18 protein-coding genes are annotated in these 25,998 nt (G+C 68.6%); 2 read left to right on the top strand and 16 right to left on the bottom strand.

Features of this window, described 5'->3' with window-relative positions; genetic code table 11:
* Positions 1-31: 31 nt before the first annotated feature.
* The 11 genes from HG262_RS04410 to HG262_RS04460 all read right to left on the bottom strand — a co-directional run bounded on the left by HG262_RS04410 (position 32) and on the right by HG262_RS04460 (position 12,823).
* Entirely contained in the window at positions 32-808 is a 777-nt protein-coding gene (locus tag HG262_RS04410; RefSeq protein ID WP_169269882.1) for a ProQ/FinO family protein, read from the bottom strand.
* Between the two features lie 82 nt (positions 809-890).
* Positions 891-2,351, bottom strand: a complete 1,461-nt coding sequence (locus HG262_RS04415; RefSeq protein WP_169269883.1) for a hypothetical protein — start codon at positions 2,349-2,351, stop codon at positions 891-893.
* 30 nt (positions 2,352-2,381) lie between these two features.
* Entirely contained in the window at positions 2,382-3,524 is a 1,143-nt protein-coding gene (locus tag HG262_RS04420; RefSeq protein ID WP_169269884.1) for a metallophosphoesterase, read from the bottom strand.
* Between the two features lie 173 nt (positions 3,525-3,697).
* The gene (locus HG262_RS04425; RefSeq protein WP_169269885.1) at positions 3,698-4,324 is read right to left on the bottom strand and encodes an FMN-binding negative transcriptional regulator; all 627 of its coding nucleotides are present in this window, start codon (positions 4,322-4,324) and stop codon (positions 3,698-3,700) included.
* A 10-nt stretch (positions 4,325-4,334) separates the two neighbouring features.
* Entirely contained in the window at positions 4,335-5,771 is a 1,437-nt protein-coding gene (locus tag HG262_RS04430) for an amidase (protein ID WP_169269886.1), read from the bottom strand.
* 14 nt (positions 5,772-5,785) lie between these two features.
* Complete coding sequence (locus HG262_RS04435) at positions 5,786-7,339, bottom strand: ABC transporter substrate-binding protein (RefSeq protein WP_169269887.1); 1,554 nt, start codon at positions 7,337-7,339, stop codon at positions 5,786-5,788.
* 24 nt (positions 7,340-7,363) lie between these two features.
* Positions 7,364-8,218, bottom strand: coding sequence for an alpha/beta hydrolase (locus HG262_RS04440; protein WP_169269888.1), 855 nt, complete (start codon positions 8,216-8,218; stop codon positions 7,364-7,366).
* A 13-nt stretch (positions 8,219-8,231) separates the two neighbouring features.
* Positions 8,232-9,899, bottom strand: a complete 1,668-nt coding sequence (locus HG262_RS04445) for an ABC transporter ATP-binding protein (RefSeq protein WP_169269889.1) — start codon at positions 9,897-9,899, stop codon at positions 8,232-8,234.
* Positions 9,896-10,714: an ABC transporter permease gene (locus HG262_RS04450; RefSeq protein WP_169269890.1), complete on the bottom strand. Its 819-nt coding sequence runs from the start codon at positions 10,712-10,714 to the stop codon at positions 9,896-9,898. Before HG262_RS04450 ends, HG262_RS04445 begins: the two co-directional genes overlap by 4 nt.
* Positions 10,711-11,655: an ABC transporter permease gene (locus HG262_RS04455; RefSeq protein ID WP_169269891.1), complete on the bottom strand. Its 945-nt coding sequence runs from the start codon at positions 11,653-11,655 to the stop codon at positions 10,711-10,713. Before HG262_RS04455 ends, HG262_RS04450 begins: the two co-directional genes overlap by 4 nt.
* Positions 11,656-11,659: 4 nt before the next feature.
* Complete coding sequence (locus HG262_RS04460) at positions 11,660-12,823, bottom strand: C45 family peptidase (RefSeq protein ID WP_169269892.1); 1,164 nt, start codon at positions 12,821-12,823, stop codon at positions 11,660-11,662.
* Positions 12,824-12,993: 170 nt separating this feature from the next.
* On the opposite strand from HG262_RS04460, the gene HG262_RS04465 reads away from it, so the two are divergent.
* Together HG262_RS04465 and fhuE are read left to right on the top strand one after the other, a co-directional pair.
* Positions 12,994-13,866 carry a GntR family transcriptional regulator gene (locus HG262_RS04465; protein ID WP_169269893.1) on the top strand — a complete coding sequence of 291 codons (873 nt, stop codon included), beginning with the start codon at positions 12,994-12,996 and terminating at the stop codon, positions 13,864-13,866.
* Between the two features lie 151 nt (positions 13,867-14,017).
* Positions 14,018-16,243, top strand: a complete 2,226-nt coding sequence (fhuE, locus tag HG262_RS04470) for a ferric-rhodotorulic acid/ferric-coprogen receptor FhuE (protein WP_248293234.1) — start codon at positions 14,018-14,020, stop codon at positions 16,241-16,243.
* Between the two features lie 47 nt (positions 16,244-16,290).
* Here fhuE and fhuF read toward each other — a convergent pair whose 3' ends face one another.
* From fhuF to glgX, 5 genes are all read right to left on the bottom strand, one after another.
* Entirely contained in the window at positions 16,291-17,049 is a 759-nt protein-coding gene (gene fhuF, locus HG262_RS04475) for a siderophore-iron reductase FhuF (protein WP_169269894.1), read from the bottom strand.
* A gap of 140 nt (positions 17,050-17,189) precedes the next feature.
* The gene (gene treY, locus HG262_RS04480) at positions 17,190-19,847 is read right to left on the bottom strand and encodes a malto-oligosyltrehalose synthase (protein WP_169269895.1); all 2,658 of its coding nucleotides are present in this window, start codon (positions 19,845-19,847) and stop codon (positions 17,190-17,192) included.
* On the bottom strand, positions 19,844-22,063 hold the full coding sequence (gene malQ, locus HG262_RS04485) for a 4-alpha-glucanotransferase (protein ID WP_169269896.1): 2,220 nt from the start codon (positions 22,061-22,063) through the stop codon (positions 19,844-19,846). Before malQ ends, treY begins: the two co-directional genes overlap by 4 nt.
* On the bottom strand, positions 22,060-23,889 hold the full coding sequence (gene treZ / locus HG262_RS04490; RefSeq protein ID WP_169269897.1) for a malto-oligosyltrehalose trehalohydrolase: 1,830 nt from the start codon (positions 23,887-23,889) through the stop codon (positions 22,060-22,062). Before treZ ends, malQ begins: the two co-directional genes overlap by 4 nt.
* Positions 23,886-25,997, bottom strand: a complete 2,112-nt coding sequence (gene glgX, locus HG262_RS04495) for a glycogen debranching protein GlgX (RefSeq protein WP_169269898.1) — start codon at positions 25,995-25,997, stop codon at positions 23,886-23,888. The genes treZ and glgX overlap by 4 nt, the downstream gene beginning before the upstream one ends.
* Between the last annotated feature and the right edge of the window lies 1 nt (position 25,998).

Genomic DNA, 25,998 nt, shown 5'->3' on the forward strand with positions numbered 1-25,998 from the left:
TTGTCGTCATTCCTGCCGCCTGGCGGCGGTATTACGCAGGCGAATCGGACGCGGGCTTGCCGGATGCAGGCGTGTCGGCTGGGGCATCGGCAGCGGCATCAACCGGCGTGCTGGCCGGTGCGTCGGCCGCGGGGGCTTCGGCGGCGGGCGCGGCGGATGCCGGCGAATCGGCCACTGCCACATCGGCAACCACGGGCGCGTCGGCCGTCACCGGTGCCACATCGGCGGCAGGCGCGTCGGCAGCGGCCGGCACGCCGGCTGCGGCAGCGGCTTCCGCCTTCTTGGCCTTGTTGCGCGCGGCGGCGTTCTTGGAGGCGCTGCGCGAAGCCATGCGCTTGGCGTGCTTGGCTTCGTTGGCCGTCACGGCGCCCGAGGGTTCGCCGTTCAGGTCGACGCGCGGCGCGTCTTCCACCATGCAGGTCCAGTAGCGGCGGCCATCACACCAGGTCTTGACCGCTTCCTTGATCTGCGCCTCGTCCAGCTGCAGGGCCTGGGCGTGTTGCACCAGGTCCGCCAGCACGCCCAGCTTCAGCGGAAGCTTGGGAGCGGGGTTCTTGGGGAAAGCCTTGGGGAAGTGGCGTTGCAGGCGCGAAATCGCGACGACGACGGGGTCCACCGGCGTTTCGCGGCGCTCTGCGCGCTGCGGCCGTTGGCCCTTGTCGCCGCCTTGCGGGCGCGCGCCTTTATCACCGCCTTGCGGACGCGGGCCCTTGCCGGCGCCTTGCGACGAACGAGGTCCTTTGCCGCCGCCCTGCGGACGCGATTCCTTCTTGGGGGTCGGCTCTTCGGGCGCTTGCTTGGTAATCAATGCCCGGATCGCGGCTAACTGTTCTAGTCCCATGTGCTACACAAAAAAAAGGTTGAGGCCGAGAGCACCAGCGCTCCGGCGGCTATCCCGACACCACGACAAGCAGTGCCAGGGACAAAAGAATGCCGAACGCGGCGAAGGCGAACGGCAGTAGTAGAACATAGACGCTGCGTTCTTGCCCTTGGCCGTGAGCCAGACCGGCTGCAATCGACATTCTTACCGGTGAAAAAATGCCCATCGCCGTGCCCGATACGTGTAACAGCGCGGCCGCTGCCGGCACGTTCAGGCCCGCTTGAACCGCCAATGATAGCTGGGACGGCATGAACAGGCTGTTCGGCGCATTGCCGCTGTTGGCCAGAATGCCGAACGCGCCGGCCAGCACGGGCGTGATCAGGATGGTCCAGTCGTGAAACGCGGCGAACAGTCCATCCGCGTAGGCCTGCGAGATGTCGGCGCCCGCCAGCACTTCGGCCATCATGGCGAACAGGAAAACGGACATCACCGCATGGCGGCCGGTCTTCCATGAGGCACGCGCCTGGGTGGCCAGCGCGCCGGGCTGGTGGTGCCAGGCGGCCATGGCAAGCGCGCCCGCGATCAGCCAGCTGCCCGCGTGCAGGAAAGGCATCCAGGCAGGCAGGTCCGCGAACGGGCGGACGTCGGCCAGCGCCCCCAGGGCGCGATTGAGCCCGGGAATGAGGCGAGTGGCCACCAGACAGGCGATCACCAGAATGTAGGGCAGCGCGCGCTTGGCGGCGGTCACGGCCTGCGGCCGGCCAGGGCGGCGGTCCAGCAGGAAGCGCAGCACGATCAACGGACCGTAGGCGGCCAGCAGCGCGGTTTCGGGTCCCAGCAAGGCCGTGGCCGCCGTCAACAGGCCCAGACTGGCGGCCATCCAGACGGCTTCCCGCCGGTGTTCGGCGGCACTCGCCCGAAGGCCTGCGTGACGCGCGGTGCGCCAGAACAGGATCATCCACACGACCATCAGGAGTGCGACTGCCACCATGCTGTACAACGCCAGTTGCGGGGCCGGCACCCGTGCATAGGCAGAGGCCAGCAGCGTGCCGCTGCCCATCGCGCCCCACGGGATCAGCGTCTGGCTCAGCAAGGCGAACACCATGATGTCGCGGGGTTTCAAGCCCAGCGGACGGATCAGCAGCACGGTGCCCAGCATGCCCACGCCGAAGCCGGTGGCGGATTCGGCAAACGGCCCGATCAGGAAACAGGCGAAGAACAGGCGTCGGCGTCGGGCGAGCGGATCGTTCAGTTCGGCCTGGTCGGCGGCGGCGGGCGCGTGGCCTTGCGAGGCCATCTGCCAGAACAGCAGCCCGCCCAGGATGTATGGGGTGATGATCCAGCCGATCCACAGGCCGCGCTCGAGCGTCACCGCCAGTTGGGTGCCGGTGAAGGGCGCGGGCGCTGCGTAAAGGGCGATGGGGATGGCGGCAAACAGCCCCAGCACGGCGGCGATCGTGGTGTTCACCCGGCCGCTGGCGATGGCACCGATCACGGTCAGGGCGGGCAGGGACCACAGAAGATACGTCATGGGCGCGGCGGGGCTGGGTTGTCGCTGAGTTTATTGCGGCGTGGCCTTCGCCGGCGAACGCAACACGATCTGGGTGATTTCCGAAGGACGCCCCAGGCGGATCGGGAAGCCGGGCCACAGGCCGGTGCCGTTGCTGACATACAGCGTCATGCCGCCGACCTGGTACAGGCCCGAGACGTAGCCTTCATTGGCCCATTGCGTCAGCAGGTGCGGGCCCAGGATCTGGCCGCCATGGGTATGGCCGGACAACTGCAGGCCGGCGCCCGCGTGGGCATTGAGCGCCGCGCCGGCGGGGCGGTGGCTCAGCAAAATGACGGGATCGGTTTGCGGCACGCCGGCCAGCGCCTGCTGCACGTCAGGCAAGGGCTGGGCGTAGGCGGCCGCCATCCGGTCGGTGACGCCGGCCAGCACCAGGCGCTGGCCATCCGCTGCCAGCGTTACGTGTTCGTTCAGTAACAAGCGCAGGCCCAGGCGCTCGAACGCCGGCAGCCAGCGCTGGTATTCCGCGTAGTACTCGTGGTTGCCGGGGATCGCGTAGACGCCGTAGCGGGCGCGTAGCGCCTGCAGGGGCTGCACATCGGCGGCGCGGGCGGCGGTGGTGCCATCGACCAGGTCGCCCGTGATGACGATCAGGTCCGGATTCAGGCCGTTGGCCTTCTTGACGACGGCGTCGATCCACGGCGCTTGCAGCAGCCGGCTGGCGTGCAGGTCGGTCAGTTGCACCAGGCGGAAACCGTCAAGTTCGGGCGGCAGCTTCGGCACCGCGATTTCCAGGGTCTTCACGTCGGGTTCGCGTACCGCCTGCCAAACGCCCACGGCGGAAAGCGCCACGGCCAGCACGGCAGCGCCCTGGCTCCAGCGGCGAGCGGCCCACAAGCGCCGGCCCCGTTCGCGCGACACCACGCAGGTTGCCAGCGCCGCCACGTCGCGGACCAGCAGCAGCATGGCCAGCAGGAGCAGGCTGCCAAACAGCCAGCCCAGCGCCATCAGCAAGGTGGCGGGGATTTCGGGCGACGCCATGCTGCCAAAGAAGTTGCGCGTCACCAGATGGTGTTCGGCGATCGCCAGCAGTGCAACCGACAGCACGACGCGGCCGGGCTTGGAAATGGGCAGGGGCAGAACGAAACGCCAGATGACATAGAGACTGATCAGTCCCGTGAAAACATGGAACACGCGGTAATTCCTGCTGAAAGCGGTGGGGGACGGGGCGGCCGAAACCAGCGACATTATGACGACCTGTCCCCGAGGACGCACGGTAGGCCCGCGACCCGTAGGGACAAAGCGACGGCTTGGCGCCGATGGCATCCGCGGCAAGCCTGCGTCTGCAAGGCTTGCCGCCGCCCGGACTACAGCTTGCAGTGGCGTTCGATGGCTTGCGCCAGCGCCGGGTGGTCGTCGCGCCGCAACTGGTCGGCGGCGCCGCGCATGTCGTTGGGGCGTTCGTCCTGCCCCAGTTTGAACTTGATCTCGCAGGATTGAACGGGGATCTCGAACGCGACGATGCGCGGCACGCGGCGGTCCAGGCCTCCCGGCCCCAGTTCCTTCATCTGCCACGGCTGTTCGCGGCCGCGCTCCATGTGGGAGACGAGGTCGGCCAGATGGCGGACCGTGTCATCGCGGGACAGCAGCGCCGGGCGGCCATGGAAGTGCGCCACCATGAAGCCCCAGGTCGGCGCGCTGTCGCGCTGCGGGTAGCCCGGATACCAGGACGGCGAGATGTACTGGCCGCTGTCCATCAGGATGGCGATGCTCGGCAGCCCTTGTTCCAGGAAACGCACATGGTCGTTGGCCGCCGCGACATGCGACACCAGGGTGCCATGAGGGCCGCGGCTGCGGTCGATGCGGAAGACGGGATGCGAGATTGCCACGCCGTCCGGGTGGGCGGTGATGAGCGTGCCCAGGACGGTACGATCGACCAGGTCGAACACGTCGGTGTCGGCGGCGGGCTGGTAATGCGGTTGCGTATAGAGCATGGGGGAGCGGTCAGGCAGGGAGCGGGGGCAGGCGGTGCGCCCAGGGGCGGGCGCGTTCCAGCTGGCCGGCCAACTCGAAGAGCGTGGTTTCGTCGCCGTAGGGCGCCATGAACTGGATGCCCACGGGAAGCCCCGCCGAAGTCTGGAACAGCGGCACGCTCATGGCGGGGATGCCGGCGGCGTTGGCTGGCCGGGTGAAGACGGTGCCGCGCATGAACTCGTCGGCAAAGGCGCGCCAGTCCGGGCCGCGCACGTCCAGCGCGGTCATGGGCGGGGGCAACGTGGGCATGACGGGCGTCAGCAGGATGTCGACTTCGGTGAACAGCCGGCCCAAACTGCGCGCGACGCTGTTGGCGGTGTTGCGCGCGGCCAGCAGGGCGGGGGCGGACAGGCTGCGGCCGAACTCGGCCAGGCCCAGGTTGACGGGCTCGAAGCCGTCGGCGTCGGGCGCGCGGCCGGTGTCGGCGGCGATGGCGTCCACCTCCAATGCCGTGTAGGCGGCAATGATCCGCAGGTAGGCGTCGGCCAGGGCGGACTCGTCGAAGTTGAAGACGGCGGCCTCGACGCGGTGTCCCAATTGGCGGCAAAGCGCCGAGGCATCCTCAAGTGCCGCGGCGATGTCCTCGTCCAGGCGCAAGCCCATGCCGGGCTGCGAGATGACGCCGATGCGTAGCGGCCGCGGATCGCGGGACACCGCCTGCGCATAGGGGCCGGACTTGGCCGGCGCGGCGTAGAGGGCGCCAGGCTCGGGCGCGTCCGTCAGGTCCAGCAGCAAGGCCGAATCGCGCACGGATCGCGTCAGGGCGTGGTGGCTGACCAGCCCGCCCCAGTTTTCACTGGACACCGGGCCTGTGGGCGTGCGCCCGCGCGAGGCCCGCAGGCCGAACAGGCCGCCGCAGGACGCCGGAATGCGGATAGAACCCGCGCCGTCATTGCCATAGGCCAGCGGCACCATGCGGGCGGCCACGGCGGCCGCCGCACCGCCGGACGACCCCCCGATGCTGCGGCCGGCGTCCCACGGGTTCAGCGTGGGGCCGTGCAGCGTGGGCGACGTGGCGATGTTGCCGGAAAATTCCGGCAGATTGGTCTTGCCCACGATGACCATGCCGGCCGCCTTGTAGCGGCGCACGATCTCGTGGTCCTGGGCGGGCACATACCCACGCGCGGCCCGGCAGCCGAACGACATCGGCACGCCGGCATAGGTGGGGCAGTCGTCCTTCAGCAGCACGGGCACGCCGCGCAGCGGCGCGTCGGCGGGCAAGTGGCGCAGTTGCTCGTCGGCCGCCTCGCGCATCGTCAGGATGACGGCGTTCAAGTGGGGATTGAGGCGGTCGATGGCGGCAAACGCGTGCGCCACGGCGTCCGAGGGGCTGAGCAGGCCGCCCCGGATGGCGGCCGCCAGCGCGGTTGCGTCGGACTGGAGGTAATCGGTTTCAGAGTAGGACATGTCGGAATGCGGGATCAGGGTTGGGTCTTGGTCACGCCCCAGAAGCGGTGCGTGCCTGCCGGCCAGCCTTCGTAGCCCTGCACGACGGGCCGCAGGGCGGTGACGACCGGCAGGTTGAACAGACCGATGATGGGGATGTCGCGCGCCATCAGCTCGTGCAACTGGTTGAAGAGGTCGCGGCGCTTGGCCAGGTCGGGTTCCATCGCCACTTGCTTGAGCAGCGCGGCTGCCTTGGGATCGTCCCACTGGCGGGTCGGTTCGAGCTTCTTGTCGCCGATCAGCGATTCGTACATCAGCAGCGGGTCCAGGCGGGCCGAGTAGCCGAAGATCGCCAGTTCGTACTGGCCGCGTCCGTACAAGTCCAGCTGCGAGGCCCAGTCGCGCACCTTCAGTTCCACATTGATGCCGGAGGCGGCCAGCATGGCCTGCACGATGGTGGCGGCCTGCACCCGTTCCTGGCGGTTGGCCACCAGCAAGGTGATTGGCTGGCCCTTGTAGCCCGCCTGCGCCATCAGCGTGCGGGCGGCGGCGGGGTCGTAGGCCGGCCAGGTCTTGCTGCGTTCGTCGTAGTAGGGACTTTGCGGCACCAGCACGGAGGGGTTGGCCGTATACAGCCCTTCGCCGGAGGCTTCGGCCAGGTCCGGCAGGCTGAGCGCCTGGGCGATCGCCTGGCGCATCCGCACGTCCTGCAGCGCCGGGGCGTTGGATTGCACCTGCATCACCAGCCAACTGGGCGTTTGCTGCACCTGGACGGGGATGCCCTGGCCGCGCAGCGTCGCCATGGTGGCGGGCTCAATGCCGTCCACCACATCCAGGTCGCCGGACAGCAGCCCGTTGCTGCGGGTGCTGGCGTCCGGCACGGTCATGAAGCGCAGGACGGGAATGGTGGCCGACTTGTTGCCCGCATAGCCGTCGCGCGCGCCGGGCAGGGCGTCGTAGCCCGCGAAACGTTTCAGGTCCAGTTGGCGGCCCTGCATCATGCCGCCGAAGGCATAGGGGCCGGTGCCGATGGGGGCGTTGAAGCTGCCGTCCGCTTTGACGGAATCCGGATGCAGGATCCACGGCGTGCACTGGACCGTGGCCATCGTCATGGGGAAATTGGGCGCGGGCGCGGCGAACGTGAAGCGCACGGTCAGCGGGTCCACGGCTTGCACGTCCTGCAAAGCGGGGCCGATCTTGCCGTTGTAGCGGTTGACGCACTGGAAGTTGGTCTTGGGATCCAGGTAGCGCTTGAAGTTCCAGACGACGGTGTCGGCGGTGAGCACGGCGCCGTTCTGGAAATGCACCTGCGGGCGCAACTTGAATTCGTAGACCTTGCCGTCCTCGCTTGCCTGCCAGCTTTCCGCCAGCACGGGCTTGATCTTCAGGTCTTCGCCGTAGGCCACCAGGCCTTCGACGACGTGCGCCAGCACCATGTCGGCGTTGGCGTCGCGGTTGACCCCGGGGTTGATGCTGGCGATGTCGGCGTGCAGCGCCACCCGCAGCATCTGGGCGTCGCCGGCGGCGTGGGCGGCAGCGCTGAGCAGTCCGCCGAGCAGCAGGGCCGGAACGGCAAGGTTTGGGTTCATGTTTTCCCCTTTATTTTTAAATGGTTAGCGGCGAGACTTCAAAAAGTCCTCGAAGAACGCTTCCACCGGTTCGATGACCTTGAACGGTTCATGGGCCACGCCCGGCACGGTATCGCGGCGCACCTTCACGCCATGCGCCTCGAAGCTTGCGGCCAGCGCTTCGATCCGCTGGATACGGTTGTCGCCTTGCAGTTCGGCGCCCGGCATCCACAGCTTGCTGTCGCGCGGGATGGTGATCTCCCAGGTGGCGGTGTCTTCGGTGCCGACCAGGGTCTGCACCGCGACCTCGCGCATGGCGTCGATATCGATGGCGCGGCCGAAGCGGGCCGGCACGTCGCGCACCCCGACCCACCAGTCGTAGTCCTGGTTCAGCAGCGTCACCACGCCGGGCGCGCCGATGGAGACGGCTTGCAGGCGTTCCGGATGCAGCATGAAGAAGCGCTGGCAGAACTGCCCGCCGCCCGAGTAGCCGTACAGCAGGAAGCGGCTGCCGTTGATGCGGTACTTGGCGATGGTTTCGTCCACCATGGACAGCAGCACGTGGTCGTAGCGGATGTCGTGGAACTGGATGCGCTTGTAGTTGGCCAGGTCGCCGGGTTCGATGATGCCCACCGGGAACAGCGGCGCCAGCACGATGCAGTCGTTGCGCTGGGCAAAATCGGCGAAGCGGTCGCGGTATTGCGCCGCCGTGCGGCCGGTGCCGTGCACGATCACGGCCAGGTCATAGGTCTTGGACGCGGCCTCGTCATAGTCGGGCGGCACGTACAGGCAATAGCTGAAGCGCTGGTCGAACTGGCTGGCGAAGAACGGCGTGGCGCCGAAGTCGTAGAAGCTGAGCTTCACGCCGTGGCCTTGGCGGCGCGGAGGATGCGTGGACATGGATTGGGGTCTCCTAGGTAAGGGACACGGCGGCCAGTGGCTGGCTGGCCTGGGCGTCGTTGCGCCACTTCAGGCGCACGCCGCCCGCGGCGGTGGCCTCCAGCATGGGAATGGCGCCCAGCAATTGGCGCGTGTACGGTTCACGGGGGCGGTCGAAAATGGCGTCGCGCACGCCTTCCTCGACGATCCGGCCCGCCTGCATCACGATGACGCGGTCGGCGATCTGCTCGACCACCCCCAGGTCATGGCTGATGAAGAGGCACGAAAAGCCATACCGCTGCTGCAGGTCGGCCAGCAGGTCCAGCACCTGGGCGCGGACCGTGACGTCCAGCGCCGACACCGCTTCGTCGGCGATCAGCAACGCCGGCCGCCGCACGAGGGCGCGCGCGATGGCCACGCGCTGGCGCTGTCCGCCGGACAGTTCGTGCGGGTAGCGCAGGCCGAAATCGCCGCCCAGGCCCACGTCCTGCAAGGTCGAGGCGACGCGTTCGTCTTTCTGCGCAGAGGTCAGCCCGGGCGCCAGCCGCAGGGCTTCGGCCACCAGCGCCGACACGGTCATGCGCGGGTCCAGCGACGAATAGGGGTCCTGGAACACCATCTGGCAGTTGTAGCGGTAGTCATTGAAGACGGCGCCGCGCGCGGCCAGCGGCTGGCCCTTGTAGCGCAGCGCGCCGCCGGTGGGCGCGACTAGCCCCGTCAGCACAGAGCCCAGCGTGGTCTTGCCCGAGCCGGACTCGCCCACCACGGCCACGACTTCGCCGGGGTGGATGTCCAGGTCGATGCCGTGCAGCACCCGGTTGCCGGCCTGCCTGGCGAACCAGCCCCGGCGCGCGCCGTACTCCACCGTCAGGCCGCGCGCCGAGAGCAGCGGCGCCTGGGTGGCCAAGGGGCGCGGCGGGCGCCGTTGCGGCAGCGTCGCGAGCAATTGGCGGGTGTAGTCATGCGCGGGCGCGGCCAGCAACTGGGCGGTCGGCCCGGTTTCAACGATGTCGCCGCGCCGCATGACCACCATGCGCTGCGCGTAGCGGGCCACCATGGGCAGGTCGTGGCTGATCAGCAGCACGGCCGTGCCATTTTCCTGGGTCAGCTCCACCAGCATTTCCATCACTTCGCGCTGGATCACCGCGTCCAGCGCCGTGGTGGGCTCGTCGGCGATCAGCAGCGCGGGACGCAGCAGCATGGCCGAGGCGATCATGATGCGCTGGCGCATGCCGCCCGAGAATTCATGCGGGTAGGCGTCCAGGACCCGGGACACGTCGGCGAGGCCTACGCGGCGCAGCATCGCTTCGATGCGGCCGCGATGCGAGGCGCGTTCGCGGGGCGCATGCTGCTCCAGCCCTTCGGCCAATTGCTGGCCCACGGTCAGCGACGGCGTCAGCGACGTCATGGGTTCCTGGAACACCATCGCGACCTTCGGGCCGCGCAGGGCGCGCAATTGCGCGGGGCGCAGCCCGTAGACGGACGTGCCGTCCAGCCGGATGTCGCCACCCGAGCGGTCGATGGCCTGCGGAGTCAGCCGCATGATGGCGCGGCCCAGCATGGTCTTGCCAGAGCCCGATTCGCCGACCACGCCGACGATCTCGCCGCGCGCGACCTGCATGCTGGCTTGCGAGACCACGGCATGGCCGTGGCCGGCGGTGAGCGTCAGGCCGTCGATATCGAGCAGGACGGGGGATGTCATACGCGCCTCCGCATGCGGGGGTCGAGCCGATCGCGCAAGGCGTCGCCCAGCAGATTGATGCCCAGCAGCGACAGCGAAATCGCCAGGCCGGGAAAGATGGCCAGCCAGGCGGCCTGGCCGATGTAGGTGCGGCTGCCGGCCAGCATGTTGCCCCAGGTCGGCGCGGGCGGCGCCACGCCCAGGCCCAGGAAGCTGAGCGAGCTTTCGGCCAGGATGATCCAGCCGCACATGGACGTGGCCATGACGATCACCGGCGCCAGGCAATTGGGCAGCAAATGGCGCATCAGCGTGTAGAGCTCGGAATTGCCCATCACCCGTGACGCGCGGACGAATTCGCGTTCGCGCAGGCTCAGCACCGTGCCCCGCACCACCCGCACGACCGACGACATGTAGGCCAGCGCCAGCGCCAGGATGATGCCGGTTTCGCTGGCCCCGAAGACTGCCAGCAGGCCCAGCGCCAGCAGCAGGCCGGGAAAGGCCAGCAGCGCGTCGTTCAACGCCATCAACACCCGGTCCGGCCAGCCGCGCAGGTAGCCGCTGACCGCGCCGATCAGGACGCCCGCGCCGGTGGCCAGCAGCACGGTCATCAGGCTGACGCGCAGGCTGGCGGTGGTGCCGCGCATCAGCCGGCTGAACACGTCGCGGCCCAGTTCGTCCGTGCCCATCAGATGGGTCAGGCTGGGCGCGGCCAGGCGGGCCTTGAAATTGAGTTTGAGGGGGTCGTACGGGGTCCAGAACAAGGCCACCAGCGCGGTGATGACCACGGCCGCGACCAAGGTGCCGCCCACGACGGCGGTAAGGGAACGACGGTTCATTTCGCAGCCACCCTGGGGTCGAAGATCGGATAAAGCAGGTCCACCAGCAGGTTCACCAGCACGTAGACGGTGGCGATGAAAAGCAGGCAGCCCTGGATGACGGGATAGTCGCGGGCGAAGATCGCGTCCACCAGCAGGCGCCCCAGCCCGGGGATGGTGAACACCGTTTCGATGACCGCGATGCCGGCCAGCAGGTTGCCCAGGATCAGGCCCAGCAAGGTCCAGGTGGGGCCGAACGAATTCTTGAAAGCGTGGCGCCACATCACCTTGCTTTCCGGCAGGCCCTTGGCGCGCGCATGGGTGATGTAGTCCAGGTGCAGCACTTCCAGCGTCGAGGCGCGGGTCATGCGCAGGATCACCCCGATCTCGTGCAGCAGCAGCGTGGCCACCGGCAGTACCAGGTACAGCAGCGCGCGGCCGGGGTTCTCGCTGAAGGCGACAAAACCCACGACGGGGAACCAGCCCAGTTTCAGCGCAAAGAGCAGCAATAGCAGCAGGCCCATCCAGAAGGCCGGCAACGACAACAGCAGCGTGGCGCCGGCCACCAGCGCCAGGTCCGCCATGCGGCCTTGGCGCCAGGCGGCGAACATGCCCGCCGGCACCGCTACCAGGGTGGCCAGTACCACGGCGGGCAGCACGATCTGCGCGCTGACCGCGAACCGGTCCAGGATCAGCGTCATCACCGGCTGGCGGTTGGCAATCGATTGGCCCAGGTCGCCTTGCAGCACGTGGCCGGCCCAGATGGCGAATTGCGTCGGCCAACTGGCGTTCAACCCCAGTTGTTCGCGCAACGCGGCAAGGCTGGCCGCGTCCGCCGAGTCGCCCAGCATCAGCGCGGCCGGGTCTCCCGGGATCAAGCGCACCAGGATGAACACGGCAAGCGCGACGATCAGCAGCGTGGGCAACGCCATGCTGATCCGCGAGGCGACGAATCTGAGCATGGCGTCAGCCTGCCGCCAGTTCGGACTCGCGCACGTCGACCGCGTCCTGCGGTTCGTCGCCGTCCAGCCGATAGGTGGTGAAGCGCCGGTTGGCCGCGGGCATGGGTGCGATCTCCATGACGCCCAGCGCCGGCTCCATCACGATCATCGCCACGGTGGCGGTCAGGTTGCCGCCGTCGCCGTGGCGCGCGGGGCGGCACACGGAGTAGGGCGCCAGGAAGTCGTCGAACAGCGCCGTCTTGACGCCGTCGCGGTCCAGCAGACGGCCTTGGGCCTGCAGCAGCCGGCGTACGCGCCAGTCGCGGTAGAAGCTTTCGGGCACATGCGCAATGCCCGTGTCGCGCAGCTTGGACAGCGCGATGGCACCGACCCAGTGGTTCGCGTGCACGATCAGGCCGTCGTCCGGGTACAGCGGGAACGCTTCGTCCGGCGCGCATTCGAAATCGATGCCGAAGCCCGCCGCCGACGCGATCATGATGTTGTTCGAGCATGACTTCGGCGTGGTCGCCACGACCTTGGCCGCGAGCGCGAAGTGTTCCTGTTCCAGCACCTTGCGGCGAATCAGGCCCAGCGGCACGCCCAGGGATTGGTAATCGCGCTCGCATTCCAGGTAATTGGCGGTGATGGACACGCCGGCCGCGTTCAAGCCGCTGCGCGCCAGCCCGCCCGCTTCGACAAAGGTCAGGTAGTCGGGACCGTGCTCCTGGCGCACCCGCAGCACCACGCCGGTGTCGGCGCATTCGGCGCGCCAGTCCCAGTTTTGCGCATGGATCAGGTTGCCCGAGGCGCTGCGTTCCGGCAGCAGAATCGCCCCGGTGCAGCCGTCGTCGGCCTCGTCGTCGGGATTGGCCACGGCGCTTTGGGCCCGCGCCAGCGCCATGACTTCGGTGCGGGCGTTGATCATGACGATGTCGTCGAACGGTACGCCGGCGCCGGCGGCGATGCCGTGCATTTCCTCGACATAGCGTTCGTCGAAATCGCCGATGCGGCGCGCGTAGTCGGCGATCAGGGCCGACTTCTGCGCGGCGCTCATGCCGAATCCGTCCAAGGCCCCGCCGTACAGCGCCACGCTCTGGCGGATGCGGGGGGCTAGCGCCTGCCCGTACTGGCGGCCACGGCTTTCGGGGCCGCCCGTCAACGTGACGCAGGGAAAAGGGGTGATCGCCATCTTTCGGTCCTTTTGTATTTTGTTGCTGTGTAATACACTAAATAGGCCGGATGTTGGCTGTCAATCTGTTTTATGGCGCGTTATATGAAATCTAGGGAAAACGTGAATGCCAAGGATGCGAATTGGCATTGAGCATAGGAACCACCCGTAAAGCGCAGGAGCGCGATGCCATGCAGGAGCTCAGTCCCCTACAGATCGAAGTCGCCCGCAAGCTGACGGCGCTGATTCAAAGCGGCCGCTGGCAGGTGGGCGAACGCCTGTCGGATGCGCGCCTGGCGCAGGAGCTCAAGGTGTCGCGATCGCCGATCCGGCAGGCGTTGAACCTGCTGACCCGCGAAGGGCTGGTGGCGTACACGTCGGGCAAGGGCTACCGGCTGGAACGCGAGCCGGGCAGCGACGAAAGCCTGGACGCGCTGATGCCGCATTCCGAATCGGAAAGCCTGTACGGCGAATTGATGAGCGCGCGCGCGGCCGGCCGCTTGGACGCCGACGTGTCCGAGGCGCAACTGGTCGAACAATTTCAGGTGACGCGCGGCGCGGTCCGGCGCGCATTGATGCGCTTTGCCACGGAAGGGCTGGCCGAGCGCTTGCCGGGGCATGGCTGGCACTTTGCGGAAAGCCTGGACAACGAGCAGGCGGTGAACGAGAGCTACGAGTTTCGGCTGATCGTCGAATGCAACGCACTGATGACGCCAGGCTACGTCCCGCGCCCCGACCAGTTGGCCGCCTTGCAACGCGAGCAGACCGAGATCCTGCAGATGCCGGTGGAACAATTGCAGCGCGATGCCTGGTTCAACGCCAACGCCGCCTTCCATGAAACGCTGGCGGCGTGGTCCAACAACCGCTTCCTGACCGAGGCCGTGCGGCGCCAGAACTCGTTGCGGCGCATGACGGAGTACGCCAACTTCGGGCATCTGGCCGACGTCCATATCCACCAGGCGTGCACGGATCACCTGGGGATATTGGCGGCGCTGGCCGAGGGGGACCGCGACTACGCGACTGCGCTGCTCAGGCGGCACATCACGCGGTCGGCGGATATGTAGAGGCGCAATGCCGGACGGAGCAGAGGGCGCATACGCGCTGCCCGGGGCGCCCCTGCGCCCGTCGTATATGCACAACAGCGAATAAAGATGCGAATCAGTTGCATTACACTTCATCCCGAATCAGCACACCGCTGTGGGAGAGGTAGTCAGCATGCAAGTTCACCGGCCGGGTGGCCGTCCATCCAAAAGTCGTCCCCGTTTCACCCTGAACGCCCCTGAGGGGCAGCAAGCACGCAGCGCGCGCGTGGCGTGGGGGCTATTCCTGGCCTTGGCGTCCGCCGCCGCGACGGCGCAGGAAACCGGGGTGTCCACCCTGCCAAGCGTGCAAGTCGTGGGTGATACCGACAGCACCACGACGGAAGGCACCGGTTCCTACACGCCGCGCGCCACCGCCGCCAGCACCGGGCTGGATTTGACGCTGCGCGAGACGCCGCAATCGGTCACCGTCGTGACGCGCCAGCGCATGGAAGACGAAGACATGCGGTCGTTGACCGACGTGATGGCCAGTACGCCCGGCATCTCGGTGCAGAACTACGACAGCGAGCGCTATTCGTTCAGTTCGCGCGGTTTCAGCGTCAGCAACTACATGTATGACGGCATCCCGACGAGTTTCGACACGGGCTACGCCGGGGGCGAATCGTCCATCGACCCGATCATCTATGACCGCGTGGAAGTCGTGCGGGGCGCGACCGGCCTGCTGACCGGCGCCGGCAATCCGTCCGCGTCCATCAATCTGGTCCGCAAGCACGCCATCAGCCGCGAGTTCAAGGCAGATATCAGCGTCAGCGCCGGCACGTGGGACAACTACCGCGGCACGCTGGACCTGTCGACGCCGCTGAATGCGGACGGCAGCGTGCGCGGCCGCATCGTATCGGCCTATCAGGACAGCCATTCGTTCCTGGACGGCTACCAGAACAAGAAGAAGGTTTTCTACGGCGTGGTGGATGCCGACTTGACCTCGCGCACCACCGTGAGCGCGGGGTTCAACTACCAGGACAATGACCCGCAGCGCAGCAGCTGGGGCGGTTTCCCGCTGTGGTACGCAGACGGCGGGCGCACCGACTGGAAGCGTTCGCTGAACACCGGGGCGGACTGGAGTTCCTGGGCAAGCACGACCCAAGGCGGGTTTGCCAGCCTGGAGCACCGCTTCGACAACGACTGGCGTGTGCAGGCAGTCGCGTCCCATTCCAAGCATGAGATGGACGGCAAGCTGCTGTACCTGTACGGCTGGCCCGACCGGGAAACCGGCCTGGGCATGGGGGCGTCGCCTTCCTGGTATCTGGGCGACCGCAAGCAGAACAGCGTCGACGTCAAAGCGTCGGGTCCGTTCACGATGTTCGGCCGTCGCCACGAGGCCGTGGTGGGCGCGAGCTTCAGTCGCCAATATGCGGACTTCGACTACCGTTCGTCCCTATCCGCGGCGCCGGTCGGCAACTTCCTGAATTGGGACGGCTCGTATCCGGAACCCGAATGGAACAGCACCTCGGTCACGGCCAGCCGCTATACGACCAAGCAGGCGGGCTGGTACGGCGCGTTGCGCCTGAACCTGGCCGATCCGTTGAAGTTCATCGTTGGCGGCCGCTACAGCACCTGGAAGACGGACTCTGTCGGCTTCGGCGGGGGCGACCACACGGCTTTCGACAAGAACGCGTTCACGCCGTATGCCGGGCTGCTGTACGACATCAACGACACCTACACCGCCTATGTGAGCTATACGGAGATCTTCAATCCGCAAAGCTACCAGGATCGTACCGGTGGTTGGCTGGACCCGCTTGAGGGCAAGTCGTATGAGGCCGGCGTCAAGGGCGAATTCCTGGAGGGCCGGCTGAACGCCAGCGCTGCCGTGTTCCAGATCGATCAGGACAACGTCGCGCAGGCCGATACGGGCTACCTGGTGCCAGGCACGATCAACCAGGCCTATCGGGCCGCGCAAGGCACGCGCAGCCGCGGTTTCGACCTGGAAGTCTCGGGCGAAGTCACGCCGGGATGGAACCTGGCCGCGGGCTGGTCGCATTGGACCGCCAGCGACGGCGACGGCAATGCGATCCAGACGGACCAGCCGCGCAGCCTGGTGCGCGTGTTCACGACCTATCAATTGCCCGGCGACTGGAACAAGCTGACCGTGGGCGGTGGCGTCAACTGGCAGAGCCATGTCTACACGATCGCCAACGGTCCCAATGGCGCCGAGCGCGTGGGCCAGGGCAGCTACGCCATCACCAACCTGATGGCGCGTTACCGGTTCAACCGCAATCTGTCGGCGCAATTGAACGTGAACAATGTATTCGACCGCAAGTACTACAGCCAGGTGGGGTTCTACAGCCAGGGCGCGTGGGGAGCGGGACGCAGCGCGATGATGACGATGCGGTACCAGTACTAATCAGCACCGACGCGGGGCGGCAGTTGTCTGCCGTTGCCGCACGGTTGCTAACGTGGTTTGGCGGCTGCCCGGTGCTGGGGCGCCAGCGGGCAGGCCGCGCAGTATTGCGCGGTCGGCAACAGGTGGTATAGGCAGCACTCGCGGTGCAGCGTCGTCGCGGGACCGGGGCGGCGCGAGGTCCTGGGCGGCAGGCACAAGGGGTTGGCGCGTTCGCAGGCCTTGTCGCCCCACCAGGGATTCTCCAGCAGGGCCAGCCTGTCCTGGCGCACGGCGTCGCTTGCCGCGGTGCCTTGCGTCTGCGTCTCGACAGCCTTCAGCACGACCTCCAGGTAGCGCACCGCGCCGCCCCATACCACTTTGCGCGGCAAGCGGCTGGCGCGGAAGAGCGCGTCGGCCAATGGCAGCAGGTGGTGCCAGACCAGCGCGTCGTACCGGCGCCAGACATCGCCGCCCGAATCCGGCGCCCCCAGCGCCGCGATCCGAAAGCGGGCAGGCGCCGCGTTGGCGTCCAGTTCGATCCACATGGCGTCGCTGCGGGCAGGCAGCGCGTGGCGCGCGCCGCTGGCGGCCGCGGCCACGGGCGGCAGCAGCGTCCACAGGTAGCTCATGGCCCAGGCGGACGCGACCGCACGCGGATCGGCATCCGACCAATGGCGGCGATGGCGGGCAAGCGCATCCGCCAGGCCGGCTTCATCGCCCAGCAGGGCGGCGGCCTTGCAGGCGCCAGCAGGCGGCGCGGCAAGCTCCACGGTTTCGGCGTAGGGGCGCCAGTCTTCGCGAAAGAAGGGTTGCAGCAACGCGATCATCTGCGCGAGGCCTGCCTGGGACGGATCATCGTGGTCGGATAGGAAGGGATCCCGGACCGGCGGATTCCGGCCTGCGAAAGAACCGCAGCGTAAAGAGAAAGCGGCGGCGGCGCAAATGCGCCGCCGCGGCGTCGTCTGCGTCAACCGGTGACGCAGAGCGCGACCGGGCAATCGCGCAGCAGTTCACCCAGCTCAATGTCGCCGGCGGCGCCGGGTTGCGGACGCTGCCCGGACAGCCTGTTGAGCAGACCGTCCGTGGACAGGCCGGCCGGCAGCCGTATTCGCGTGCCGTCCCAGAACGGTCGCGCCTGCGCGGCTTGGCCCTGCGCATGAGTGCCCAGCGCAAGCGCGCATGACCGGGGGACGACGATCAGCACGCTTCGGGCGCCGTGACGCCGCAGGTAGGCCAGCACATGCGCGGCCTGCGGACCGTGCGCGGCCAGCGGCTCGTAGGTCCCGTGGCTGAATATCGCCGGGTCGCGGACGCGCAGGTGCAGCGCGCGGCGGATCAGGGCCTGCTTGATCGCACCGGTCTGCCACGCCTGGGCGCGAGTAGGGATTGGCGCGCCCGCATCGTCCATAGCCAGCAGGCGCGCCCGAGCCGGATAGTCGACCGGGCGGCGGTTATCGGGATCGACCAAGCTGAAATCCCAAAGGTCCGTGCCCTGGTAAAGGTCCGGCATACCGGGCAGCGTGCAGCGCAGCAACGTCTGTGCAAGGCTGTTGACCAGGCCGGCGGGCGCGATGCGCAGCGCGTACTCTCCGATTTCGCGTCGCAGGTCACGGCCGTCGTCGGTGTCGCGCAGCGCATCGATGCAACGGCGCGCCGCGTCTTCGTAGGCCGGGTCGGGGTCCGTCCAGCTGGTGCGCAACTTCGCCTCGCGCAGCGCCTTTTCCTGCCATTGCGCGACGCGGTCCAGATACTCCGCCAACGGCTGGCCGGACGCAGCGGGGGCGAGGCCCAGCGGCCATGCGCCGACCAGGCATTGCAGCAGCAGATACGCGTCGGCCGGCGCCACGGGGCCCAGCCGGGCCAGGCGTGGCACCCAGGCCTGGGCAAGGCCGATCCACGCATGCGGGGCTTCGCTCAGCACGGCAAGCCGGGCGCGCGTGTCTTCGCCCCGCTTGTGGTCGTGGGTAGCGGTGGCCAGCATGGCGTGGGGGTAATGGACGGCGCGCTCGGCGCACAGCGCATGGAACGCATCGGGCGATAGCGAGAATCGTTCGGGGCTTGAACCGACCTCGTTGCGGGACAGCAGCGGCCCGCGCCGGTAGAACAGCGTGTCTTCCAGTGCCTTGGCCGCCAGCGGCGGCGTCAGTTGCTGAAAGCGCCGCAGGCACTGCGCCAGCGCCTCGACCAGCGCATCGGGGGCGGGGGCCGTGCCGGGGCAGGCCGTCGCCCCGCCATCTTCAAGCGACGCGCCGCAGAGCCATTGGTCCAGTTGCGCAAGCAGGCGTGCGCCGGCCGTGTCCGGGCCTAGCGCCGCGCGCGCCTCTTCCAGCGCGATGCCGAACCAGTGCGCGTCGGCGGGGCTGCGGCCCCCGTCTTCCGCGTAGGTGCGATAGACCGGGAACGCGGCCAGCAAGGCGGTCAGGGCACGGTCGATGGCGGGGAAGGTCCAGTCGCGCGTGGACGGGTCCATCCGGGCGACGCTGGCCAACGCACGCGCAAGCGCCAGGCGTTCCGCCGGAAAGTGCCGGGCCAGCATGCGCTGGCGGGCGTCGTGCAACTGGGCTGGCGCGTCGCGGGAGTCGCCGCTGAGTTCATTCCAGAAGGCGTCCAACGGCGCTTGCGCGCCGGGCGCGTGCAGCAGCGCGCCCGCCTGGTCCATGAAGTCGTACCCCGTCGTGCCGTCGGCCGGCCAGCGGAAATCCAGGGTTTCGCCGTCGGCCAGGATCTTTTCCACGATGAGGTAGGCGCTTGCGCGTTCGCCCCTTGCCTGCGTCAGCCGGTGGCGCAACCGGCGCAGATAGGCGCCCGGACTCGCCAGCCCGTCGACGTGGTCGATGCGCAGCCCGTCCAGGACGCCTTCCCGGTACAACTGCAACACCATCCCATGCACCGCGTCGAAAACGGCGTCGTCTTCGACGCGCACGCCGACCAGTTCGCTGATTTCGAAGAACCGGCGCCAGTTGATCTGCTCGGGCGCGGTGCGCCACCAGGCCAGCCGGTAATGCTGGCGCTCCAGCAGGGCGTGCAGGCGTGCGCGCCCGTCGGCGGCATGGATATCGTGGGCGGCGCATGTCGCGGCCGCGTCCGGGGCGCCGGCCCCGAATCCCGGCGCAAGGGGCAGGCGCAGGTCACCGACGGCGACGAAGAAGCCGTCCGCGTCGTGGACGAGCCGTATGGCGCCCGCGTGCAGGGATTGCCCATAGGGTTCCGGCAGCACCGGTAGCAGGACCTTGCCGCCCAAGCCCGGTTCGGGCGGTTGCCAGTCGATATCGAAGGCACGCGCATGCGTACTGCGCTGGCCCAGCCGCAGCACGTCGGCCCACCATGCGTTGGAGGGATGCGCGGCCATGTGGTTGGGCACGATGTCGGCGATCAACCCCAGGCCCAGCGGGCGGGCGGCGGCGGCCAGACGGCGCAACGCGGCTTCTCCGCCCAGCGCCGCGCTGATGCGCTGGTGGTCGATCACGTCGTAGCCGTGGGTCGATCCGTCCCGCGCTTGCGTGATGGGCGACAGGTACAGGTGGCTGACGCCCAGTGCCGCATAGTAGGGAAGCTGCGCGCGGGCGTCGTCCAGCGTGTATCCGGCGTGCAATTGCAGGCGCGCGGTGGCGCGGGGCGCGCTCATGGCCGGCCCCGTATCACGCGGCCCCTGAGGGCGCGCACCGGTTGCAGACGCGCGACGCTGGCCGGCGCATTCAGGCAATCGGCGACGGACAGCGGCACGCGTTGGCGCCAGTTGGGATGGTTGGCGATGGTGCCCGGCAGATTGGGCTGATCCAATTGGCCCGTCAGGTCTTCCAGCGTCACCAGCAGTAGCGGGCACGGCGTCGCCGCGACAAAGCCCAGCAATTCAGCGCCGGGCGGCTCGCGGGGAAGCGGCAGCGTGGATGCGGCGGGCGACGACATCTGCACGGCCCGCCACAAGGCAGCGCGGTCTTCAAGCCGTCCGGCGCGCAGCGCGGCCTCGTCCTGTTCCGGGCCCAGCAACCCCAGCCGCGACCGCCACAGGATGTCCTGCGCATGCCACCAGCCTTCTAGTGTGGGCAGGTCGTGCGTGGTCGTCATGGCCACGGCGTGCGGCGGCCAATCGCCCGGCGCCAGGAAGCCGGCGGGTTCGATGGGGGGCGGGTTCGCTCCGCCAGCCGGCTGGGTGGCTTCCGGCAACGGTGTTGATGGGTCCGGCACCGCGTGGGCGGCATCCGCCGTCGGATCTGCCGCGCGCATGAACCACAGCACATTCATGCCCAGCAGCCCCTGTTCCTGCAGTTGGGCGTCGAAGCCGTCGGGCACGGTGCCGAGATTCTCGCCGACGACCAGAGCGCCGTGCCGCCACGCCTCCAGCGCCGTCAGCCGCAGCAACTGCGCAAGCGGGTAGCGCAGATAGGCGCCGTCCTGGGGCGGCGCGCCATCCGGGATCAACCACATCCGGGCCATGCCCAGGATATGGTCGATGCGCACGCCGCCCGCGTGGGCAAGGCTGGCGCGCAGCATCGCCAGAAAGGCCGAGAATCCCGATTGCCGCAAGGCGGCCGGCGACAGGGCGGTCAGGCCCCAGCCCTGGCCCAGTGGATTGTGCAGATCCGGCGGCGCGCCCACGCTGGTGCGGGTCATCAGGTCGCCTTGGCGGCTCCAGGCGTGGCTGCCTGCGGGGCTGCCGCCCACGGCCAGATCCGCCAGCACGCCGATGCGCATGCCGGCGTCGCGGGCGGTTTGCTGGACTCGCATCAGGCTGGCCGATGCCAGCCACTGGCTGAACATGTGCGTGTCGATGTCGTTCGCGTGCGCCGCGGCGTAGCGTTGCGCGGCGGGAGATCGCGGGTTGCGCAGGTCGGCCGGCCATTCGGTCCAGGGCCGTGGCGCGCCATGCGTGCGCGCCTGGTCCGCATGCAGCGCTTCGAACAAGGCGTGGTCGCGCAAGTCTTGCCCGGCCGACTCGCGGTAGTGGTCATAGGCTTGGCGTTGCGCCGCCGTGGCGCCGGCCGGGAAGCGGGCGTGCACGCGCCGCAGCAATTCCAGGCGCGACGCCGCGGCGGCTGGCCAGTCGATGAGCGGCTGCGCGTCCAGCGCGCGCAATCGCGCCTGGTCCATGCCGGTCAATGCGTCGTGCACCGCCGCGTCACCCAGCACGCCGGCGGGGTCCGCGTACAGCGTGTTCAGGAACAGGCGGCTGGACGGCGAATAGGGGCTGCAATGCGCGGGGTCCGCCGCGAACATGGCGTGGACGGGGCTGATGGCAAGCGCATCCGCGCCCGCAGCGCCTGCGGCGGCGGCCAGATCCCGCAACGCGCCGAAGTCTCCGAAGCCGTGCGTGGCCCGCGCCAGGTCGGGGGAGGGCCGGCGCAGGCTGTAGAGCTGGACCGCCAATCCCCATGCGCGGGCATCTTTGATGCGCAACAGTTCGTCAACCGCTGGGGCGCGCAGGGGCGCGACGGCGAATGTCGTGACGCCGCCGGGGGTGGTCAACGCGTAGTAGCCCGGTTCGACGGACGCGCACAGCGTCGTCGCGCCGTCGGGCGCGCTCGCCGTGCGTATCGTCACGGGCGGCCGGGACTCGGCCTGCAACTGGCAGACGCCGGCGCAATCGGCGGGAAGTTCGACGGTTTCGCCGGACCGCGCGATCAGCAGCGGGGCCAAGCGGCGTTGCGCGGAGGCGGCGGCCAGGCGGTGGCGGCTGTCGCGGATGTCCGCGTTCGAGCCGGCGGGCAGGTCCATCGCGTCGAGCAGGGCGCGCAGTGTATCGGGGCAAACGCGGCGAGGGCGATGGTCGGCGCCGATCCAATCTTCAATGATCCCGGCTTCGGCGGCCAGGGTCGACAGGGCGTTGGGCGAGGGGGCGTTCATGCGGCGTCCTCAAGCAGCCAGACCGTGCTGTCGGCGCACAGGCTGCCCCGCCCCAGCGCGTCGAACGCGCCCGGCCGGGATTCGAACAGGAGCGAGGAAAACAGCGGACCCGCCGGCGCAAGGTCGGGGGGCAGCGCTGCCTGTTCCGGTCCAAGATTGGCGTAGAGCGTCAACATGGCACCATCGCCCAGGCGCCACTGCGCGTGGACGCCCTGCGGTCCGACTGCGCACGCCGCCACGGACCGCGTGCCGGGCAGGCGCGGCGCGATGAGGCGCTGGCGCAGGTGCAGCAGCGCCCCATACAGGGTGCGCCACGGTTGCGCATCACGCGTGTATTCGCCTTCGTCCTGGTCCCCGCCGCCCGCCGCCGCCCAAGGGACGCTTTGCGCCCACGTGGCTTCGGCGTTCGGGTCCGGCAGGGCGGCGGCATCCGCGGCGCTGAAGTCGGGAAAGGAAGAGAATTCCCGCTGGCGTCCGTCCCGCACCGCTTGGGCCAGGGCGGGGTCTGAATGGCTGGTGAAATAGAGGAATGGCGCGCGGCTGCCGTCCTCTTCCCCCATGAAGATCAGTGGAATCTGCGGCGCCAGCAGTTGCAGCGCGACGGCGGCGCGCAGGCGTTCCGGGTTTTGCTCCGCCAGAACCGTCAAGCGCTCGCCTGCCGCCCGATTACCGGTCTGGTCGTGGTTCTGCAGGAACAGCACGAACGCCGTGGACGGCAGATGGCCGCTGGGTTCGCCGCGCGGGGCGCCGTGTCGCACGCGCGACGGCTGGCCCTCGTACAACCAGCCTTGCGCCAGGCAATGCGCCAACGCGTTGGCCGGGTGGTCGGCATAGTCGGCGTAATAGCCGTGGGACTCCCCCGTCAACAAGTGGTGCAGCACGTGGTGGGCGTCGTCGTTCCATTGCGCGTCGTAACCCTGGCCAAGCAGGCTGGCGCGGTTGTCGTCGTTTTCCAGGACCAGGTGGATATGGCGCTGCGCGGGGATCTGGCCGCGCACGAACTGCGCCAGCTCCACCAGCCAGTCCGGATCGGGGATCGCGTGCACGGCGTCCAGGCGCAATCCGTCGAAGCGGAATTCCGTCAGCCAGTACAACGCGTTTTCTTCGAAGTAGCGGCGCACCGCGGGCTGGCGGAAATCTATCGCGGGGCCCCAGGGCGTGGAGACGTCGTGGCGGAAGAACGGCGCCGCATATTGCGGCAGATAGTTGCCGTCGGGGCCGAAATGGTTGTAGACCACGTCCAGCATCATGCTGATTCCCAAGCCGTGCGCGGTGTCGACCAGGTGTTTGAGCGCGTCCGGGGAACCGTAGGCTTCGTCCGGCGCATAGGGCAGCACGCCGTCGTAGCCCCAATTGCGCGGGCCGGGAAAGTCGGCGACCGGCATCAGTTCGACGACGGTGACGCCCAGTGCCGCAAGCTCGGGCAACCTGGCGGCTACCCCCGCGAAGCCGCCGGCCAGGCCCGCATGCACTTCGTAGATGACGGATTCCGCCCAAGGCCGCCCGTGCCAGGACGGGTGCCGCCATGGATAGGCGTCGGGCCCCGGAACGACGCTGGCGCCATGCACGTCGCCGTCCTGCTGGCGCGAGGCCGGATCCGGCACCAGCAGGCCATCGCCGATGCGGTAGCGGTACCGCGTGCCGGGAGGGCAATCCACGTCGACCTGGGCGTAGCCGTCGGGGCCGGGATGCAGCGCAATGGGATCGCGTCCGTCGACGGCCAGCGCCAGCCCCGCCGGCGCGGTGGGGGCCCACAGGCGAAAACGCGTGCGGCCATCGGGCAGGGGCTGCGCGCCATGGGTATAGGGCTCGGGCCACGCCGTCATGGTGTTCCTCCGGGAATGCAGGCGGCCGACAGCAGCACCAGGGCATGGGCCTGCACGGTGACGCTGGCCTCGGATACCGGCGCGGCCGGAACTTGCGTGGCGGAATCCAGTTCGCGGATCCAGGGTTGCGCGGGTTCGGGCAGCGTGAAGGCGGCGGGCTCGTCGCCCGGGTTCAGCAGCAGCAGCGTGATGTCCGCGCTGCCGTCATCGCGCAGCGCGGCCCGGCGCAGCGCCATCGCGAGCGTCTGCGGATCGTCCCAGGATTCCTGGCCGATTGGGCCGCCGTCGGTGTCGAACCAGCTGATGGCGGCCACGCCGGGGCAGATTTCCTGGGCAGCGTCGCCAAAGCGCGCGGCGCGCAGGCTGGGATGATCGCGGCGCAGCGCGACGGCACGCGCGACGAAATGGCTTAGCGCGCGCCCGGTGTCGCTCTGGGCCAGCGTCCAGTCCAGCCAGGACAGGGGGCCGTCCTGGCAATACGCGTTGTTGTTGCCGTCCTGGCTGTTGCCGAATTCGTCGCCGGCCAGCATCATCGGTGTGCCGTCGGACAGGAACAGCGTCGCCAGCAGCGCCCGTTGCACCTGGCCGCGCCGGGCGAGGATGGCGTCGTCCTCTGTCGGCCCTTCCTCGCCCCAGTTGCGGCTGTAGTTTTCGGCGTGGCCGTCATTGCCGTTTTCGCCGTTCGCCTCGTTGTGGCTGGCGTCGTAGCTGACCAGGTCCTGGGTGGTGAAGCCATCGTGCGAGGCCACGAAATTCACGCTCGCCCAGGGCCGGCGGTGGCGTCGGTCGAAGACGTCGCGCGACCCGCATAGCCGGGCCGCCATGTCGCCGCGCATGCCTTCATCGCCGCGCCAATAGCGGCGGACGGTGTCGCGGTAGCGGTCGTTCCATTCGGCCAGCCCCGGCGGGTGGTTGCCCAATTGATAGCCGTCGGGTCCGATGTCCCAGGGTTCCGAAATCAGTTTCACGCTGGCCAGTGCCGGGTCTTGCAGCAGGGCGTCGAAGAAGCCCGATCCCGGGTCGAAGCCCGTGCCTTCGCGGCCGAGCGTTACGCCCAGGTCGAAGCGGAACCCATCCACGCCGTAGGACTGCGTCCAATAGCGCAGCGAATCCATCACCATCTGCAAGACGCGCGGATGCGACAGGTTCACCGTGTTGCCGCAACCCGTGTCGTTGATGTAGTAGCGTTCTTCGCCGGGCATCAGGCGGTAATAGCTGGCGTTGTCCAGCCCGCGCCACGACATCGTCGGGCCCAATTCGCTGCCCTCGCAGGTGTGGTTGTAGACCACGTCAAGAATCACTTCCAGGCCGGCTGCGTGCAGGCGGCGCACCGCTTGGCGCAAGTCGTTGGGCCCGCGCTGCAGATACGCGGGTTCGGGCGCAAAGAACGACAGCGTGTTGTAGCCCCAGTAATTGCGCAGGCCGCGCTCAAGCAGGAACCGGTCTTGCAGGAAGGCGTGCACCGGCAGCAGTTCCACGGCGGTAACGCCCAGACGGTTAAGGTGTTCGATGAAGCGCGGGTCGGCCAAGGCGGCGCAGGTGCCGCGCAGCGGCTGGCGCAGGTCTTCACGCTGCATCGAGACACCGCGCAAATGCACTTCGTAAATCGTGGTGTCCACCCACGCCGTGTGCGGCGCCTTGCTGTTGCCCCAATTGAACGGCACGTCTTCGGTCACGATGGCCTTGGGCATCGCCGGCGCGCTGTCGCGGCGGTCCATCGACAAGTCGGCGCGCGCGTGGTTCATGCGGTAGCCGAACAGGGCATCGCTCCAGCTGGCCGGGCCGGTCAGGTGGCGCGCATAGGGGTCCAGCAGCAGCTTATGCGGATTGAAGCGATGGCCGTTGCGGGGGTCATAGGGGCCGTGCGCACGGTAACCATAGACCAGTCCCGGCTGGGCATCGGGCAGGTAGCCGTGCCAGACTTCGTCCGTGCATTCCGGCAGATCGAACCGCCGCAGTTCCTTGCGGCCGCGCGCGTCGAACACGCACAACTCGATGCGGGTGGCGTTGGCGGAAAAGACCGCGAAGTTCACGCCCAGGCCGTCGCTGACCGCGCCTAGCGGGTACGGCTGGCCGGTCGTGAGGCGGGGCAGTTGAGAGGGGTCCATG

This window comes from Achromobacter sp. Bel (assembly GCF_012928505.1).
Taxonomy (GTDB): Bacteria; Pseudomonadota; Gammaproteobacteria; order Burkholderiales; family Burkholderiaceae_B; genus Achromobacter.